The organism is Spirillospora sp. CA-142024 (assembly GCF_050942325.1).
In the GTDB taxonomy this organism is placed as follows: Bacteria; Actinomycetota; Actinomycetes; order Streptosporangiales; family Streptosporangiaceae; genus Spirillospora.
Window position 1 is genome coordinate 6,291,685 of record NZ_CP192077.1, and the last position, 16,357, is coordinate 6,308,041.

Here is a 16,357-nt window from a genome sequence, read left to right on the forward strand (position 1 = left end):
GACGCCACCCTGCCACAGCGCTCAGCAATGACGAAATCGTCAGCATGCCTTGACTGAGGCTACTCTCATAAGTGACGATTTCGTCAGACGAAGGAAGGAGCGGACGATGACCGGCCGACGTGACCCGCACACCGATCTGCACAGCGACCAGGGCGCCCTGCGCGGCGAGCACCCGGGAAGGGCCGGCGACCCGGTCGTGAAGGTCCACGACCTGGCATGGCTGGAGTTCGAGAAGCCGGATCTCGCCCGGGCCGAGGCGTTCGCCCGTGCCTTCGGCTTCACTCCGGTGCTGCGCACGCCGGAGGAGCTGCACCTGCGGGGCACCGATCCGGGGGCGCCCTGCGTGCTCGTCCGCCGGGGCGCCCGGTCGCGGTTCGCCGGGCCCGCCTTCAAGGCGGCCGACCGGCAGGGCGTGCTGCGGCTCGCGGACGCGACCGGCCGGAAGGTGGCGCCGCTGCCGGAGAGCCTGGGCGGGGTCACGGTCGACCTGGTGGATCCGAGCGGGGCCCGGGTGCGGGTCGTCGCGGACACGCTCGAACTGCCCGCGCTGCCGGCGCAGGACCCGCAGACGCTGAACTTCGGCCACGACGTGCACCGGATCAACGACGTCCAGCGGCCGCCGCGCGAGCCGGCCAAGGTGCGGCGGCTCGGGCACGTGGTGCTGCAGACGACGCGGTACCTGGAGACGCTCAACTGGTATCTCCAGAACCTGGGCCTGATCGTCAGCGACTTCCTCCACCACCCCCGGCAGCGTGACCGTGGCCCGGTCATGAGCTTCATCCGGTGCGACCGCGGCCGGACGCCCACCGACCACCACACGCTCGCGCTCGTCCTCGGCCCGGCCGACCGCTACGTGCACTCGGCCTACCAGGTCGCCGACCTCGACGCGCTGGCGGCGGGCGGCGAGTACCTGCTCGACCGGGGGTACAGGCGGTCCTGGGGCATCGGCAGGCACATCCAGGGCAGCCAGATCTTCGACTACTGGCGCGACCCCGACGGGTTCCTCGTCGAGCACTTCAGCGACGGCGACATGTTCGACTGCACGCTGGAACCCGGCTGGGCTCCGATGACCGCGTCGGGCCTGGCCCAGTGGGGTCCGCCCGCCACCAAGGACTTCCTCGGCATCAAGCCCGGCCGGGAGTCGCTGCGCGAACTCCGCGCGGTCCTCGGCGCGCTGCGAGACGACAACGAGTTCGACCTCGGCCGCCTCCGCGGCCTGTTGAAAGTGGCCGGTTCATGAGTACTTCCATCCTCCGCACCGCCGACGCCTGGTGGGTCGTCACCCCCACCGGCGCCGCCAAGGTGAAGACCGGCGCCACGACCACCGCCGCCCTGCTGGCCGACCGGCAGGCGATCACCGCGGCCGCCACTGGCGGCGGCACGGTTCCGGTCGGCGAGCTGGCACTGGTCTCGCCGGTGACGGCGCCCTGCCGCGTCGTCGCGCAGATGACCAACTTCGCCTCGCACGTCACCGACACGGGCGGGAATCCCGCGACCGTCCCGCTGACGTTCTTCCGCAAGTCGTCCGGCTCGATCAGCGGCCCGTACGACGACGTGGTCCGCCCCGCCCACGTGCGGCTGCTGGACTACGAGGTGGAGATCGGGCTCGTCATCGGGCAGGAGATGCCGGTGGGCACCGCCGTCACGCCGGACGATCTGGCCGATCACGTCGCGGGGCTGGTGGTCACCAACGACGTCTCCGCACGCGACGTCCAACTGCCCCAGACCCAGTTCTACGAGGCCAAGTCGTACCCGACCTTCACCCCAGCCGGCCCCCGGCTGGTGCTGCTGGACGCCGGCGAGTTCAAGCGGTTCACCGACCTGCGCCTCAAGCTGTCGGTCAACGGCGAGCCCCGGCAGGACATGACGGCCGCCGACATGATCTACGACCCCGTCGAGACCCTGCGGGCGCTGACCCGGTTCCAGCGGCTCGACCCCGGTGACCTGCTGCTGACCGGCACGCCCGTCGGCACGGCCCTGAGCGCGCCGCCGAAGCCGGTCCAGAAGCTCGCCTCGCTCCTGCCCGACGCGGCGAAGTGGCGGCTGTTCTTCCGCGGGCAGGCCCGCAACCCCAAGTACCTGCGGGAGGGCGACGTCATCGAGGCGTCCGTCGCCACCGACGACGGCGCGATCGACCTGGGCACGCAGCGCACGACGGTCAGGGGCGGCACATGAGCGAGGATCCGATGAGCGACGACCTGCTGTGGCCGGTCTACGCCGAGCCCGCCGACCTGGCCGCGATCGAAGCCGTGCCGCTGGAGGCCCGCGGTCTTCCCGAGTCGACCTACGCGCTGCTGGCCAGGGCAGCCGAACGATGGCCGGACCGCACGGCGATCACCGTCCTGCCCGAGGCCGCGCCCGGCCGGGGACCGCTGCGGCGCACGTTCGCCGGGCTGCTGGCGGAGGTCCACCGCTACGCGAACCTTCTGCGCGCCCTCGGCGTGCGGCGGGGCGACGCGGTCGCGCTGATGTCCCCGAACTGCGCCGAGCTGATCACCGCCACCCTCGCCGCCCAGCTCGCCGGGATCGCGGCTCCCCTCAACGGCGGCCTGTCGCGCTCCCACCTCGCCGAGCTGCTGCGCCGCTCGGGGGCCAGGGTGCTGGTGGCCGGCGGGCCGGAGCTCGCCCCGGACACCTGGGACACCGCGCGGGCGCTCGCCGCCGACGGCATGCTCGACGCCGTCCTGCTGCTCCGGCCCACCGGGGCGCAGGACTCCCCCGAGGCACCTCCCATCGACGGTGTGCGCGTCGGGTACCTGGACGAACTGGCCGCCGGGATGGAGTCGTCCGCGTTCGGCGGTGACCTGCCCGAGCCGTCCGACCTGGCCGCGCTGTTCCACACCGGCGGCACCACCGGAGCACCGAAGCTGGCCGCCCACACGCACGCCAACGAGGTCGCCGACGCCTGGATGCTGGCCGCCGGCTCCCTGCTCGACCACGACTCGGTGATCTTCGCGGCGCTGCCGCTGTTCCACGTCAACGCGCTCGTGGTCACCCTCCTCACGCCGCTGTTCAAGGGGCAGGGCGTGGTGTGGGCCGGCCCGCTCGGCTACCGCGAGCCCGCGTTGTACGGCGAGTTCTGGAAGATCGTCGAGCGCTACCGGATCACCGCCATGAGCGCTGTGCCCACGGTGTACGCCGTGCTGGCGCAGTGCCCGGTCGACGCCGACATCAGCAGCCTGCGGGTCGCCATGGTGGGAGCCTCACCGCTGCCCGACGCGGTCCGGGACGGCTTCCAGGCGCACACCGGGGCGACCTTGGTCGAGGGCTACGGGCTGACCGAGGCGACCTGCGCCAGCGCACGCGGCTTCCCCGACGCCCCCAGGCCGGGCTCGGCCGGGCAGCGCCTGCCCTACCAGCACATCAAGGCGGTGCGCGTCCACGAGGACGGGACGTGCGAGGACCTGCCCGCAGGCCAGAGGGGCGTGCTGGCCATCAGCGGCCCCACGGTCTTCCCCGGCTACGTCACCGGACACGACGGCCAGGGCCATGTCCTGGACGGCCTCGGCAAGCTGGCCGGCGGCCGGCTGGACACCGGAGACCTCGCGCATGTCGACGAGGACGGCTTCGTCCATCTGGCCGGCCGCGCCAAGGACCTCATCATCCGCGGCGGGCACAACGTCGACCCGGCCGTCATCGAGGACGTCCTCCTGGCCCACCCCCGGATCGGCGGGGCCGCCGCGGTCGGACGCCCGGACGTGCACGCCGGCGAGGTGCCCGTCGCCTACGTGACGCTGACCCCCGGAGCCTCGGTGACCGAGCACGAACTCCTCGACTGGGCGGCCGCGCGGGTCCCCGAACGCGCCGCCGCCCCCAAGAAGGTGACGGTCCTCGACACGCTGCCCGTCACCGACGTCGGCAAGCCGTACAAGCTCGCACTGCGCGCGGACGCGGCGCGGCGGGAACTGCTCCGGGCGCTCGGCGAGGTCACCGGGGTGCGCGGGGTCCACACCGCCGTCGAGGACGGTTCGGTCGTCGCGACCGTCGAGGTCTCCCCCGCCGCCGACGAGGCGGCCGTCACCGCGGTCGCCGGCCGTTACGCGCTCACCTGGAGACTGGTGGTGGCGTCATGATCCCGGTCGTGATCCTCGGCGCCGGGCCCACCGGGCTCACGGCCGCGGCCCTGCTCGCGCGGTACGGCGTCGAGTGCCTGGTCCTGGACCGCTGGGAGACGGTCTATCCGCGGCCCCGGGCGGTCCACCTCGACGACGAGGTCTACCGGATCCTGGCCCGCCTCGGACTGCGCGACGAGTTCGCCGCGATCTCCCGGCCGGGCCTGGGGCTGCGGCTCCTCGACCGCGACATGCGGATCCTGGCCGAGTTCCAGCGCGACACCGCGAACAGCAGGCACGGCTATCCGCAGGCGAACATGTTCGACCAGCCGGACCTGGAGGCGATCCTCCGCGCGAACCTGGAGCGGCATCCCCACGTCGCGCTCCGCGGCAACGCGGAGGTCACCGGGCTGGTCCAGGACGGCGACGGCGTCCGCGTCGACTGCACCGACCGGGTCACCGGAGACCGCGAGCACGTCCACGCGCGGTACGTCCTGGGGTGCGACGGCGCCAACAGCCTGGCCCGGGCCTCGATCGGCGCCGCGATGCGGGACCTGCGGTTCGAACAGCGCTGGCTCGTGGTCGACGTGGCCACCGAGGCCGACCTCGCCCAGTGGGAGGGCGTCCACCAGGTCTGCGATCCCGTCCGCGCGGCCACGTACATGCGCGTCGGCGCGGCCCGCCACCGCTGGGAGTTCCGCCTGCGGGGCGGCGAGACCGCCGAGGACTACCGCGAGATGGCCCGGCTGCACCCGCTGATCAGGCCCTGGACGGGCGGCGTCCCGGCCGGTGACCTGGAGCCGCTCCGCGTGGCGGAGTACACCTTCCGGGCGCAGATCGCCGACCGGTGGCGCGACCGCCGGGTCTTCCTGCTGGGCGACGCCGCCCACCTGACCCCGCCCTTCATCGGCCAGGGGATGGGCTCCGGCATGCGCGACGCGCTGAACCTCGCCTGGAAGCTGGCCGGCGTCCTCGACCGGACCCTGCCCGCCGGCGCGCTGGACACCTACCAGGCCGAACGCGAGCCGCACGCCCGCGCCCTGATCCGCAACGCCAAGCTCGTCGGGACGGCCATGACGGAGGGAGGCGGGCCGGGCGACCTCCTGCGCCGCGCGGTGGCGCCGCGGCTGCGTCTCGTCCCGGGCCTCAGGGAGCAGATCGCGAACAGCGCGACCCCGGCGCTGCGCCGCTCCGGCCTGGTGGCGCGGAGCCGTCCCGGCCGCGCCCTGGCGGGCCGGCTGTGCCCGAACGCGCCGCTGGACGGCGGCCGCCGGTTCGACGACGTGGCCGCGGGCCGGTTCGCGATCGTCACGGCCACCGAACCGTCCGCCGGGCAGCGGGCCGAGATCGAGCGGCGCGGGGCGGTGGTGATCACCACCGGGCGGGGTGACGCACTGGACCACTGGCTGAGGCGAGGCCGCGTGGACGCCGCGATCGTCCGGCCCGACGGCACGGTCCTGCGCGCCGGGCGGCTCTCCGCGCTCCACACCGTCCTGCCCGCTTTCGGGGCGGTGGTGTGAAAGTCGGCGAAAGCCGTCTTGACCCTGTCGAAGCGCTTCGATCATCCTCCTCGGAGAACGCCGCATCCCCGAGGAGGCTCCGATGCGAAGACACCGCCCCCGCCTCATGGCGACCGCCGTGACCGCGCTGACGCTGGCCGTCACGTCCTTCACCGCGCCCGCTTCGGCGGCCGCGCCCGCGGCCCCCCGCGCGGCGGCCTACAGCTGGCGGAACGTGCAGATCGCGGGCGGCGGTTTCGTCCCGGGGATCGTGTTCAGCCGCAAGGAGCGCAACCTGATCTACGCCCGCACCGACATCGGCGGCGCCTACCGGTGGGACCAGGCCGCCCGGCGCTGGACCCCGCTCCTGGACTGGGTGGGCTGGGACAAGTGGGGCTGCAACGGCGTGATCAGCCTCGCCGCCGACCCGGTGGACGCCGACCGGGTGTACGCCGCCGCCGGGATGTACACCAACTCCTGGGACCCGAACAACGGGGCGATCCTGCGGTCCGCCGACCGGGGACGGACCTGGCAGGTCACGCAGCTGCCGTTCAAGCTCGGCGGGAACATGCCCGGGCGCGGCATGGGCGAGCGGCTGGCCGTCGACCCCGGCGACGACCGCGTCCTGTACTTCGGCGCCCCCGAGGGCAACGGCCTGTGGCGAAGCACCGACCGGGGAGCGACCTGGTCGAAGGTCTCCGCCTTCCCCAATCCCGGGAACCACTCCGACGACCCGTCCGACTCCAGCGGCTACGGCAGTCACCGGCCGGGCGTCGTGTGGGTGACGTTCGACGAGGGCACCGCGACGTCCGGGACGCCCACGCGCACCATCTACGCGGGCGTGGCCGACAAGGACAACACCGTCTACCGCAGCACCGACGCCGGCGCCTCCTGGCAACGCGTGCCGGGGCAGCCGACCGGCTACATCGCGCACAAGGGCGTGCTGGACGCCGCCGGCCACGCGCTCTACATCGCCACGAGCGACACCGCCGGCCCGTACAACGGCGCCAAGGGAGACGTGTGGAAGTACGACACCCGGGCGTCCACCTGGACGCGCGTCAGTCCGGTGCCGTCCACGAGCTCCGACGCGTACTACGGCTACAGCGGCCTGACCATCGACCGGCAGCACCCGAACACGCTCATGGTCGCCACGCAGATCTCCTGGTGGCCGGACGTCATCTTCTTCCGCAGCATCGACGCGGGCCAGACCTGGACCCGGGTCTGGGACTGGACGAGCTACCCGAACCGCAGCCTCCGCTACAAGCTGGACGTCTCGGCCGTCCCCTGGCTGACCTTCGGCCAGAACCCGGCCCCGCCCGAAGCCACCCCCAAGCTCGGCTGGATGACCGAGTCCGTCGAGATCGACCCGTTCAGCTCCGACCGCATGATGTACGGGACGGGCGCCACGATCTACGGAACCGAGAACCTCACCCAGTGGGACGGCGGCGGGCAGTTCACGATCAAGCCCATGGTGACCGGGCTCGAAGAGACGGCCGTCCTCGACCTCGTCAGCCCGCCCTCCGGAGCACCACTGGTCAGCGGCCTCGGCGACATCGGCGGCTTCCGGCACGACGACCTGAACGCCGTGCCCGCCATGATGTTCGTGCGGCCGGGCTTCACCAGCACCACCAGCCTGGACTACGCCGAGAACAATCCGTCGGTGATGGTGCGCGCGGGCGACTTCACCGACTCCGACCGCCCGAACGACAGCCATGTCGCGTTCTCCACCGACGGCGGCGCCAACTGGTTCCAGGGGACCGAGCCCGGTGGCGTCAACAACGGAGGAACCATCGCGGCGTCCGCGGACGGCGCGCGGTTCGTGTGGGCGCCCGGTGACGGCGGGCAGCCCGTGGTGTATTCGACCGGTTTCGGCAACAGCTGGGCGCAGTCCTCGGGCGTGCCGGCGAACGCCCGGATCGAGTCGGACCGCGTGAATCCCCGTAAGTTCTACGCGTTCTCCAACGGCCGCCTGTACGTCAGCACCGACGGCGGCCAGACCTTCACCGGCGCCGCCTCCGGCCTCCCCGCCTCCGAACACCGTCCTCCAGCCCCCACCCACCGCCATTCAAACGACGAGCTTCGCTCGGCTCAACTCAAGGCGGTACCTGGACACGAGGGGGACATCTGGCTGGCGGGCGACACCGGCCTCTTCCATTCCACGGACTCGGGCGCCACGTTCACCAAGCTGCCGTCGGTCGCCAAGGCGGTGAACGTCGGCTTCGGCAAGGCAGCGCCAGGCCGGTCGTACCAGGCGATCTACACGGTCGCCACGATCGGTGGCGTCACGGGCGTGTTCCGCTCCGACGACACCGGCCAGACGTGGGTCCGCGTCAACGACGACCAGCACCAGTACGGCAACATGGGCGAGGCCCTGACCGGCGACCCCCGCGTCTACGGCCGCGTCTACCTCGGCACCAACGGCCGCGGGATCGTCTACGGCGACACCTCCGGCTGACGCCGCCGCCCGGCGGGTCCACTCCCCTGGGCCCGCCGGGCCAATAGGCTGTCCTCGCGTGCCAGTGGCGAAGGACGACCGGGAGGACCTCATGACGGCGGCAGTGGACCCGGATCGGTCGGAGTGGGATGTCATCGTCCTCGGCGGAGCCGCCGCGGGCGAGAACGCCGCCCAGTACGCGAGCCAGTTCTCCGGCCTGTCCTCGGTGCTCGTGGAGGACCGGCTCCTCGGCGGGGAGTGCTCCTACTGGGCGTGCATGCCCAGTAAGGCGCTCCTCCGGCCCGTGGAGGTGGTGGACGCGGCGGGCCATCTACCCGGTGTGTCCGCGCAACTGGATCCCGCCGGCGTCCTCGCCCGGCGCGACGTCGTGATCAACGGACTGGACGACGCCTCCCAGGTCGCGTGGGCGCTGGACACCGGGATCGACGTGGTCCGCGGCTACGGGCGGCTGGCCGGCGAGCGCACGATCGCGGTGAGCCGTCCGGACGGTTCGGTCAGGACGCTCACCGCACGGCACGCCGTCGTCATCGACACCGGTTCCTGCCCGGCCGTACCGGACGTCCCGGGTCTGCGCGCCGCGCTGCCCTGGACCTCGCGCGACGTGACCACGATGCACGAGGTGCCGCGCCGCGTGGCCGTCCTGGGCGGCGGGGTGGTCGCCTGCGAGGCGGCCACCTGGCTGCGCGGGCTGGGAGCCGAGGTGACGCTCGTCCATCGCGGCGAACGGCTGCTGGCCCGCAACGAGCCGTTCGCGGGCGACCTCGTCGCCGAGGAGCTGCGGGAGTCGGGTGTGCGGCTGCGCCTCGGACGCACCATGTCCCAGGTGAAGCGGTCCGACATCCGTGACACGGGCGAGGGCCGCGTGCACGGCGGAGAGGTGAGCGTGACCCTCGACGACGGCACCGCAGTCGTCGCCGACGAGGTCGTCGTGGCGACCGGCCGCACCCCGAACACCGGCGACATCGGGCTGGAGACCGTCGGCCTGTCCCCCGGCGGGTACATCGACGTCGACGACCAGCAGGGCGTGCGGGGCGCGGACGGCACCTGGCTGTACGCCATCGGCGACGTGTGCGGCCGCGCGCTCCTCACGCACATGGGCAAGTACCAGGCCCGCATCGCCGGCGAGGTCATCGCGGCACGGGCCGCCGGGTCGGCCGACCTGCCGTCCGCCGCGGCCGGGCACGTCGGGGCGCCGCAGGTCGTGTTCACCAGCCCTGAGGTCGGCAGTGCCGGCGTCACCGAACGGCAGGCGCGGGAGGCGGGCCTCGACGTCGAGGTGGTCGAGTACGACCTCGGCGCGCTCGCCGGGACCTATGTCATGCGCGCCGACTACCGCGGCCGCGCGAAGCTCGTCGTCGACCGGGCCGCCGACGTCCTCGTCGGCGCCACGTTCGCCGGCGCCGGGATCGCCGAGCTCGTGCACTCGGCGACCGTGGCCATCGTGGGACGCGTTCCGCTGTCCACCCTGTGGCACGTCGTGCCCAGCTATCCCACCGCCAGCGAGATCTGGCTCCGCCTGCTGGAGACGCTGCGCACGCAACGGCACGCCGGCCGGTAGCCGCTCGGACCGACGAAGCGAGGCCGGAATGCGTTCTCGGCGGCTGGCCGCGATCGTGATCACGCTGATCGCGCTCGGCGTGCTCGCCGGGTGCGGCGGCGGGACGCCGGTCCGGGAGCAGCGCGCCCGGGTCGATGTCGCCGTCCTCGACGACGGGGACGCCCGCGTCGACCTGTACGCGGCGGGGCGGCTCCGCTCGGACGCCGAGGTGCGCGCGCTCGCCGCCCGGATCGGCCGGGAGCTGTTCCCCGGCGCCGGAAACGTCCGCGTCGGCACGCGGAAAGGGCGCGGTGTACCGTTCGCCCGGGCCGAGATCGCCCGCGCCTACCGGACGGGCCGCCGGCCGGTCATGCGGATCGACGCCTCCGGCGCGTTGCGCGAACTCACCGCACGGGGGTTTCACGACACGGCCATGAAACTGCGGCTGCCGCCGGTTTCGGCCACGGTGCGCCCGGATTCGCCCGGACATCGACTGTGGCACCTGCGCAAGGGCGACCCGGCTCCGGTCGTGGACATCGAGATGAAGCCGGAGCCGGGACGCTGGTTCGCCGTCATGGCGCTGCCGGTGCTCGGGGCGCTCGGCGTCGCGCTGGGCTTCTTCGTCCGGCGCCGCGTCCTCGCGCTCCCGGCGGCCGCGCTCGCCGTCTGCGCCGCGATCCTCGCGGTGCCGCTCTCGGCGGGACGGCCCGGCGCCGACCTCGGCGTCGCGGGACTGCTCGGCGGGACGGCGCTGGACGTGGCGTCCGTCGCCCCGCTGACGGCCGTCCCGCTCGGCCTCCCTGCCGCGATGCTGCTCGTCACGGTTGCCGTCCGGCGGCTCGCCGGCCCGGCCGACCGGTACGGGCCCGAGACGCGGCCGCGGGACACCGGCGTCTTCTGGTGACCGCGCGCCCCGATCTCGCGGACCCGGACGGCGCACTCGCCCAGGGTCGATTGATCGTAAACTGAGGGTCATGTCCGGCGATCGTCCCTCGTGCACGTGCGTGATCTGCCGTGACTACGGCGACCGCGGCAGCCTGGACAACTTCCAGCTCCGCACGATCGTGCACATCACGCAGTACGGATGGAGCGTCGTCCTCGTCCACCCGGACGACGAAGGGCCCGGATGGGCGTACACGGTGGGGCTCTGGCACAGCCACCGGGCGCCCGAGCTGGCGATGTTCGGCGGGGACGTGTACGAGACGGAGGAGATCCTCAACAGGCTCGGCCGGGAGACCGCCGAGGGACGCGGCCCGGCGGACGGCGAGCGCCGCGACGGCGTCGTCCGGGGGCAGCAGGCGGCCTTCCGGGACGTCGACCCGCACTGGTACGACGGGATGTTCGGCGGCGCGGTCGCGTTCTACCGGCGCCCCCCGCTGCCGGTCCTCCAGGTCGTCTGGCCGAACCCGCAGGGCCTGTTCCCCTGGCAGCCGGGCACCGAACTGCCGTTCCGGCACTCCCAGCCGTGGCTGTGGCTCGACCCGAAACAGCACCCGGAGGGCGCCTGGACCAGAAGGCTCTCCGACAAACGCGCCGAATGGCGCCTCTGACCTGCGACTTCGCTGGGGCGTGGGCCGCCAGGGCGTACGATCGGCGGGTGTACGGGCCGATCGCCGAGACCATCCGCACCCAGCGGCTCGTCCTGGAGCCGCTGGCGGTCCATCACGCGGACGAGATGGCCCCCGTCCTGGACGACACGCGCCTGCACCGCTACATCGGCGGCGAGCCCCTCTCGCGGGACGAGCTCCGCGCCCGCTACGCGCATCTCGTCGCGGGCCCGGCCCCCTTCCACCAGGAGTACTGGCTGAACTGGATCGTCCGCCGGGTCCGGGACGGGCAGGCCGTCGGCTACGTCCAGGCGACGGTCACGCCCGCGGCGCCGGGGTTCACGGTGACGCCCGCGTCCGCCGGGTCGACGGTCACGCCGGGCCCGCCGCGGCACGTCGCGTCGGTAGCCTGGGTGATCGGCATGCCCTACCAGGGGTTCGGTTTCGCCACCGAGGCCGCCCGCGCGCTGCTGGACTGGCTCCTCGGGCACGGGATCGGGGACGTCGTCGCGACCGTGCACCCGGACAACCGCGCGTCCGAGACCGTCGCGTCCAGGATCGGCCTGCGCCGCACCGCCGAGACCCGCGACGACGAGACCGTCTGGCGCCTCCCCCACGCCACCCCACCGTGACACCCTGATCCGGAACGGTGGGTGAGGGGTGGGGGGTGGGGGCTGGAGGACGGTGGGTAGGCCACAATCGACGGGCCAGGAACGTAGCGGCCGAGGGGTGGAGAGCATGCGGGAGGTTTGGCCCGGGGATCCCTATCCGCTGGGCGCCACCTGGGACGGCACGGGCACGAACTTCGCGCTGTTCTCGGAGGTCGCCCGGCGGGTCGAGCTGTGCCTGTTCGACGACCGCGGGCGCGAGACGCGGCGCGAGCTGCCCGAGGTGGACGGGTTCGTCTGGCACGGCTACCTGCCCGGCGTCGGCCCCGGCCAGCGGTACGGCTACCGGGTGCACGGGCCGTTCGACCCGCGCGAGGGGCACCGCTGCAACCCGTCCAAGCTGCTGCTCGACCCCTACGGGAAGGCGGTGGAGGGCGAGGTCCGCTGGCACGAGTCGCTGTTCTCCTACCGGTTCGCCGACCCCGACGCCCTGAACGAGGACGACAGCGCCCCCTACATGCCGAAGAACGTCGTGGTGAATCCGTTCTTCGACTGGGCGGACGACCGGCCGCCGCGCGTCCCCTACCACGAGAGCGTCATCTACGAGGCGCACGTCAAGGGCCTGACGAAGCTGCACCCCGGCATCCCGGAGGAGCAGCGCGGGACGTACGCGGGACTCGCCCATCCGGTCATGATCGACCATCTGCTGGACCTCGGCGTGACGGCCGTCGAGCTGATGCCGGTGCACCAGTCGGTCCCCGAGCATGCGCTGGTGGCGCGGGGTCTCGACAACTACTGGGGCTACAACACGATCGGGTTCTTCGCGCCGCACAACGCCTACAGCTCGTCCGGGCAGTACGGCGAGCAGGTGCTGGAGTTCAAGGCGATGGTCCGCGCGCTGCACGAAGCGGGCATCGAGGTCATCCTGGACGTCGTCTACAACCACACCGCGGAAGGCGACCACCTCGGGCCGACGCTGTCGTTCCGCGGCATCGACAACGCCTCGTACTACCGGCTGAGGGACGACGACAAGCGCTACCACCTCGACTACACCGGCTGCGGCAACTCGCTGAACGTCCGGAACCCGCACGCGCTGCAGCTCATCATGGACTCGCTGCGCTACTGGATCCTGGAGATGCACGTCGACGGGTTCCGCTTCGACCTCGCCTCGGCGCTCGCCCGTGAGCTGCACGACGTCGACCGGCTGGCCGCGTTCTTCGACCTCGTCCAGCAGGACCCGGTCGTCTCCCAGGTGAAGCTCATCGCCGAGCCGTGGGACGTGGGCGAGGGCGGCTACCAGGTCGGCAACTTCCCGCCGCTGTGGACGGAGTGGAACGGCAAGTACCGCGACACCGTCCGCGACTTCTGGCGCGGCTCGTACGCGACCATGCCGGAGTTCGCGTCCCGGCTGACCGGCTCGTCCGACCTGTACGAGCACAGCGCGCGGCGCCCGTTCGCGTCCATCAACTTCGTCACCTGCCACGACGGGTTCACGCTGACCGACCTCGTCTCCTACCACCACAAGCACAACGAGGCCAACGGCGAGAACAACCGGGACGGGACGGACGACAACCGGTCCTGGAACTGCGGAGTGGAAGGCCCCACCCGCGACCCCGCCGTCCTGGAGCCGCGCGCCCGGCAGCGCCGCAACTTCCTCGCCACGCTGTTCCTCTCGCAGGGCGTGCCGATGCTCTCCCACGGGGACGAGCTGGGCCGCACGCAGCAGGGCAACAACAACGCCTACTGCCAGGACAACGAGATCGCCTGGGTCCGCTGGGAGGACTCGGACGACATGGAGTTCGTCCGCATCCTGTCCAGGCTGCGGCACGACCACCCGGTGTTCCGCCGCCGCCGCTTCTTCACCGGAACGGGCACCGGCGCCGCCGCCGACATCGCCTGGCTCACCCCGGCCGGCGAGACCATGACCGACGAGGACTGGAACGTCGGGTTCGCCAAGTCGCTCGGCGTGTTCCTCAACGGCGACGCCATCACCGAGCCCGACCCGCGTGGCCGCCGCGTCCGGGACGACTCGTTCCTCCTGCTGATCAACGCCGGGTCCGAGCCGGTCGAGTTCACGCTCCCGAGCGCCGAGTACGGCGAACGCTGGGAGTTCACCCTCGACACCGCCGAGCCCGGCACGGTCGGCGAGCGTCCCCGCGTCAAGGCCCGCGACGTCGTCCGGGTCACCGGCCGCGCCCTCCTCGTCCTGAAGAGGGGCTCGTGACCGTCACGCGCGGGTGACCTCCATCGCGGTCAGGAACACGAGGACGAGGGTGGTGACCGCGACCGTCCCGTGGACGGCGACCGCCGTGGCGGGGAACGCCTGCTCCGCGCCCCGGGCGTGCCGCCCGCCGCGTCCGACGAGCCAGCGGGTGAACAGCAGGAAGCCCTGCAGGATGACGATCAGCAGGGCCGCGAACGCGATCCAGGCGTACGCGGCGGCCCCGGTGTCCAGGTAGGCGATCCAGACGGCCAGGCCCGCGACGGCCGCGAGGGGATGCCCCACCACGACCAGGATCGGGAACCGTGTCACCTTCGTCGAGGTTCCCCCGTTGACCATCCAGATGATCAGCAGGTAACCGCCCGCTAAGGCGGCGAGAATCCACGCCCCTAATGCGGCGAACTCCACCCCCCGGCTCCTTTCGTGAAATTCTCATCCCCGTCCCCGTCGCATAGTGTCGCCCTCCAACGCTCCCGGCATGACGGATTCGTACAGATTGATGTACGGCCGGTCACTCGGACGGTCAGATCCGCGCCCGGTAGCGGGCGAAAAGCACGCCCTCATCCAGGTAGAGGGCGGTGGGGTGGAGCGGCACCTCGGCGTCGAGGTCGCCCAGGATGCGGGTGTGGCGCGGGCCGCCGGAGAGTGCCGGGGCGATGTTGAGGCACAGTTCGTCCACCAGGGACGCCCTGATGAGCGCGGTCGCCAGGGACGGGCCGCCCTCGCAGAGAAGATGCTCGTACCCGAGGTCCTCGCGGAGCGTTCTGACAGCGGCGTTCAGATCGACGTCGCCTTCGCCTTCTGCGACGACCTGGATGTGGGGCGGCACCTTCTGCCGGACGTCCCGTGACGTCACCACGATGGTGGGTGTCTCGGCGCCGGTGAACAGCGGGAATGTCCAGTCGAGGTCGAGGGAACGGCTCACGACGACGATGGGCGCCGGGGGCCTGCCGCGGCGCGCGCGCAGATCGTCGCCGAGGCGGGCCGGGCCGAGGCGCCCCGTGCGGACGGTTCCGGCGCCGACGAGGATCGCGTCGGTCAACGCCCGGAGGGTGCGGAAGACGCGGAAGTCGGCGGCGCCGCCGAGGCCGTCCGTCCAGCCCTCGGCGTCGGTGACCGAGCCGTCCACGCTCATGACCATGCCCAGCCTGAGCCCGGGCTGGTCGCCGTAGGCGTCGTACGGGTCGACGCCGGCGGCGGGCTCGGGCAGCAGGCGGCGCATGACCTGCACATTATCGAACCCCCTTTCCCCGCCCGTGATGTCCTTTGTCGGTGCCGGGGCGCAAGATGGGGGGATGGATCTGCCGATCAGCCCGCCGCTGCCGCCGATGCTGGCCAAGGCGGTCAAGACCATGCCCAAGGGCGACCTGCTGTACGAGCCGAAATGGGACGGCTTCCGCTGCATCGTCTTCCGCGACGGCGACGAGGTGGAGTTGTCCAGCCGCGGCGAGAAGCCGCTCACCCGCTACTTCCCCGAGCTGGTCGAGGCGGTCAAGCGCGAACTGCCCGCGCGCTGCGTGGTGGACGGCGAGATCGTGCTGCCGAAGGGGACGCGCCTGGACTTCGACACCCTGCAGCAGCGCATCCATCCCGCCGCGTCGCGGATCAAACTGCTGTCGGAGCAGACCCCGGCCTCGTTCGTGGCGTTCGACCTGCTCGCCCTCGGCGACGAGTCGCTGATGGAGGTGCCGCTCGGCGAGCGGCGGCGGCGGCTCACCGAGACCCTGTCCGGGGTGAAGGCGCCGGTCCACGTCACGCCGGCGTCCGACTCCTACGACCTGGCGCTGCGCTGGTTCGACGAGTTCGAGGGCGCCGGGCTGGACGGCGTCATCGCCAAGCCGCGGGACACCCCGTACCAGCCCGACAAGCGGGTGCTGTTCAAGGTCAAGCACGAGCGGACCGCCGACTGCGTGGTGGCGGGCTTCCGCTGGCACAAGTCCGGCCCGATCGTGGGATCGCTGCTTCTCGGCCTCTACAACGCCGAGGGGCACCTCCAGCACGTCGGCGTCGCGGCCTCGTTCACGATGAAGCGCCGTGCCGAGCTGGTCGAGGAGCTGCAGCCGTACCGGCTGGAGGATCTCTCCGAGCATCCGTGGGCGGAATGGGCGAACCAGACGGAGGCGACCGTCGACCGCATGCCGGGCGCCATCTCCCGGTGGACCGGCAAGAAGGACCTCAGCTGGGTGCCGCTGCGCCCCGACCTGGTCGTCGAGGTGGCGTACGAGGCCATGGAGGGCGACCGGTTCCGGCACACCGCCCGCTTCCGCAACTGGCGCCCCGACCGGACACCGGATTCCTGCACCTACGAGCAGCTGGAGGTGCCGGTGGCCTACGACCTGGACGACATTTTCAGCGGCCCGGCGACGAATCCGCGCGTCGACCGCTGAGGACCCGGCGGCCAGGCGGTGGGCCCCGCGGCCGGGACGCGTGCGGCGCGT

The 16,357-nt window shown here is 72.4% G+C and carries 13 protein-coding genes; 11 read left to right on the forward strand and 2 right to left on the reverse strand.

What is annotated here, in order from left to right:
• Positions 1-106 precede the first annotated feature (106 nt).
• The 10 genes from ACQPZP_RS29840 to glgX all read left to right on the forward strand — a co-directional run bounded on the left by ACQPZP_RS29840 (position 107) and on the right by glgX (position 13,922).
• Entirely contained in the window at positions 107-1,240 is a 1,134-nt protein-coding gene (locus tag ACQPZP_RS29840; RefSeq protein WP_433473048.1) for a VOC family protein, read from the forward strand.
• On the forward strand, positions 1,237-2,175 hold the full coding sequence (locus tag ACQPZP_RS29845) for a fumarylacetoacetate hydrolase family protein (RefSeq protein WP_433473049.1): 939 nt from the start codon (positions 1,237-1,239) through the stop codon (positions 2,173-2,175). The genes ACQPZP_RS29840 and ACQPZP_RS29845 overlap by 4 nt, the downstream gene beginning before the upstream one ends.
• A complete protein-coding gene (locus ACQPZP_RS29850) occupies positions 2,172-4,073 on the forward strand; it encodes an acyl-CoA synthetase (RefSeq protein ID WP_433473050.1) in 1,902 nt (633 codons plus the stop codon). The genes ACQPZP_RS29845 and ACQPZP_RS29850 overlap by 4 nt, the downstream gene beginning before the upstream one ends.
• Positions 4,070-5,572, forward strand: a complete 1,503-nt coding sequence (locus ACQPZP_RS29855; protein WP_433473051.1) for a bifunctional 3-(3-hydroxy-phenyl)propionate/3-hydroxycinnamic acid hydroxylase — start codon at positions 4,070-4,072, stop codon at positions 5,570-5,572. Before ACQPZP_RS29850 ends, ACQPZP_RS29855 begins: the two co-directional genes overlap by 4 nt.
• A gap of 82 nt (positions 5,573-5,654) precedes the next feature.
• Complete coding sequence (locus tag ACQPZP_RS29860) at positions 5,655-8,006, forward strand: xyloglucanase (protein WP_433473052.1); 2,352 nt, start codon at positions 5,655-5,657, stop codon at positions 8,004-8,006.
• Positions 8,007-8,064: 58 nt separating this feature from the next.
• Positions 8,065-9,564, forward strand: a complete 1,500-nt coding sequence (locus tag ACQPZP_RS29865) for a dihydrolipoyl dehydrogenase family protein (protein WP_433473053.1) — start codon at positions 8,065-8,067, stop codon at positions 9,562-9,564.
• 28 nt (positions 9,565-9,592) lie between these two features.
• Positions 9,593-10,447: a hypothetical protein gene (locus ACQPZP_RS29870; protein ID WP_433473054.1), complete on the forward strand. Its 855-nt coding sequence runs from the start codon at positions 9,593-9,595 to the stop codon at positions 10,445-10,447.
• A gap of 70 nt (positions 10,448-10,517) precedes the next feature.
• Positions 10,518-11,093 carry a DUF4262 domain-containing protein gene (locus ACQPZP_RS29875; protein WP_433473055.1) on the forward strand — a complete coding sequence of 192 codons (576 nt, stop codon included), beginning with the start codon at positions 10,518-10,520 and terminating at the stop codon, positions 11,091-11,093.
• A gap of 47 nt (positions 11,094-11,140) precedes the next feature.
• On the forward strand, positions 11,141-11,722 hold the full coding sequence (locus ACQPZP_RS29880) for a GNAT family N-acetyltransferase (RefSeq protein ID WP_433473056.1): 582 nt from the start codon (positions 11,141-11,143) through the stop codon (positions 11,720-11,722).
• 106 nt (positions 11,723-11,828) lie between these two features.
• Positions 11,829-13,922: a glycogen debranching protein GlgX gene (glgX, locus tag ACQPZP_RS29885; RefSeq protein ID WP_433473057.1), complete on the forward strand. Its 2,094-nt coding sequence runs from the start codon at positions 11,829-11,831 to the stop codon at positions 13,920-13,922.
• A 3-nt stretch (positions 13,923-13,925) separates the two neighbouring features.
• Here the strand turns inward: glgX and ACQPZP_RS29890 are convergent, their stop codons facing one another.
• Positions 13,926-14,327: a hypothetical protein gene (locus ACQPZP_RS29890; RefSeq protein WP_433473058.1), complete on the reverse strand. Its 402-nt coding sequence runs from the start codon at positions 14,325-14,327 to the stop codon at positions 13,926-13,928.
• Between the two features lie 115 nt (positions 14,328-14,442).
• A complete protein-coding gene (locus tag ACQPZP_RS29895) occupies positions 14,443-15,141 on the reverse strand; it encodes a dihydrofolate reductase family protein (RefSeq protein WP_433473059.1) in 699 nt (232 codons plus the stop codon).
• 73 nt (positions 15,142-15,214) lie between these two features.
• Here ACQPZP_RS29895 and ACQPZP_RS29900 point away from each other — a divergent pair, with 73 nt between their 5' ends.
• On the forward strand, positions 15,215-16,306 hold the full coding sequence (locus tag ACQPZP_RS29900) for an ATP-dependent DNA ligase (RefSeq protein WP_433473060.1): 1,092 nt from the start codon (positions 15,215-15,217) through the stop codon (positions 16,304-16,306).
• The last annotated feature ends 51 nt before the right edge of the window (positions 16,307-16,357 follow it).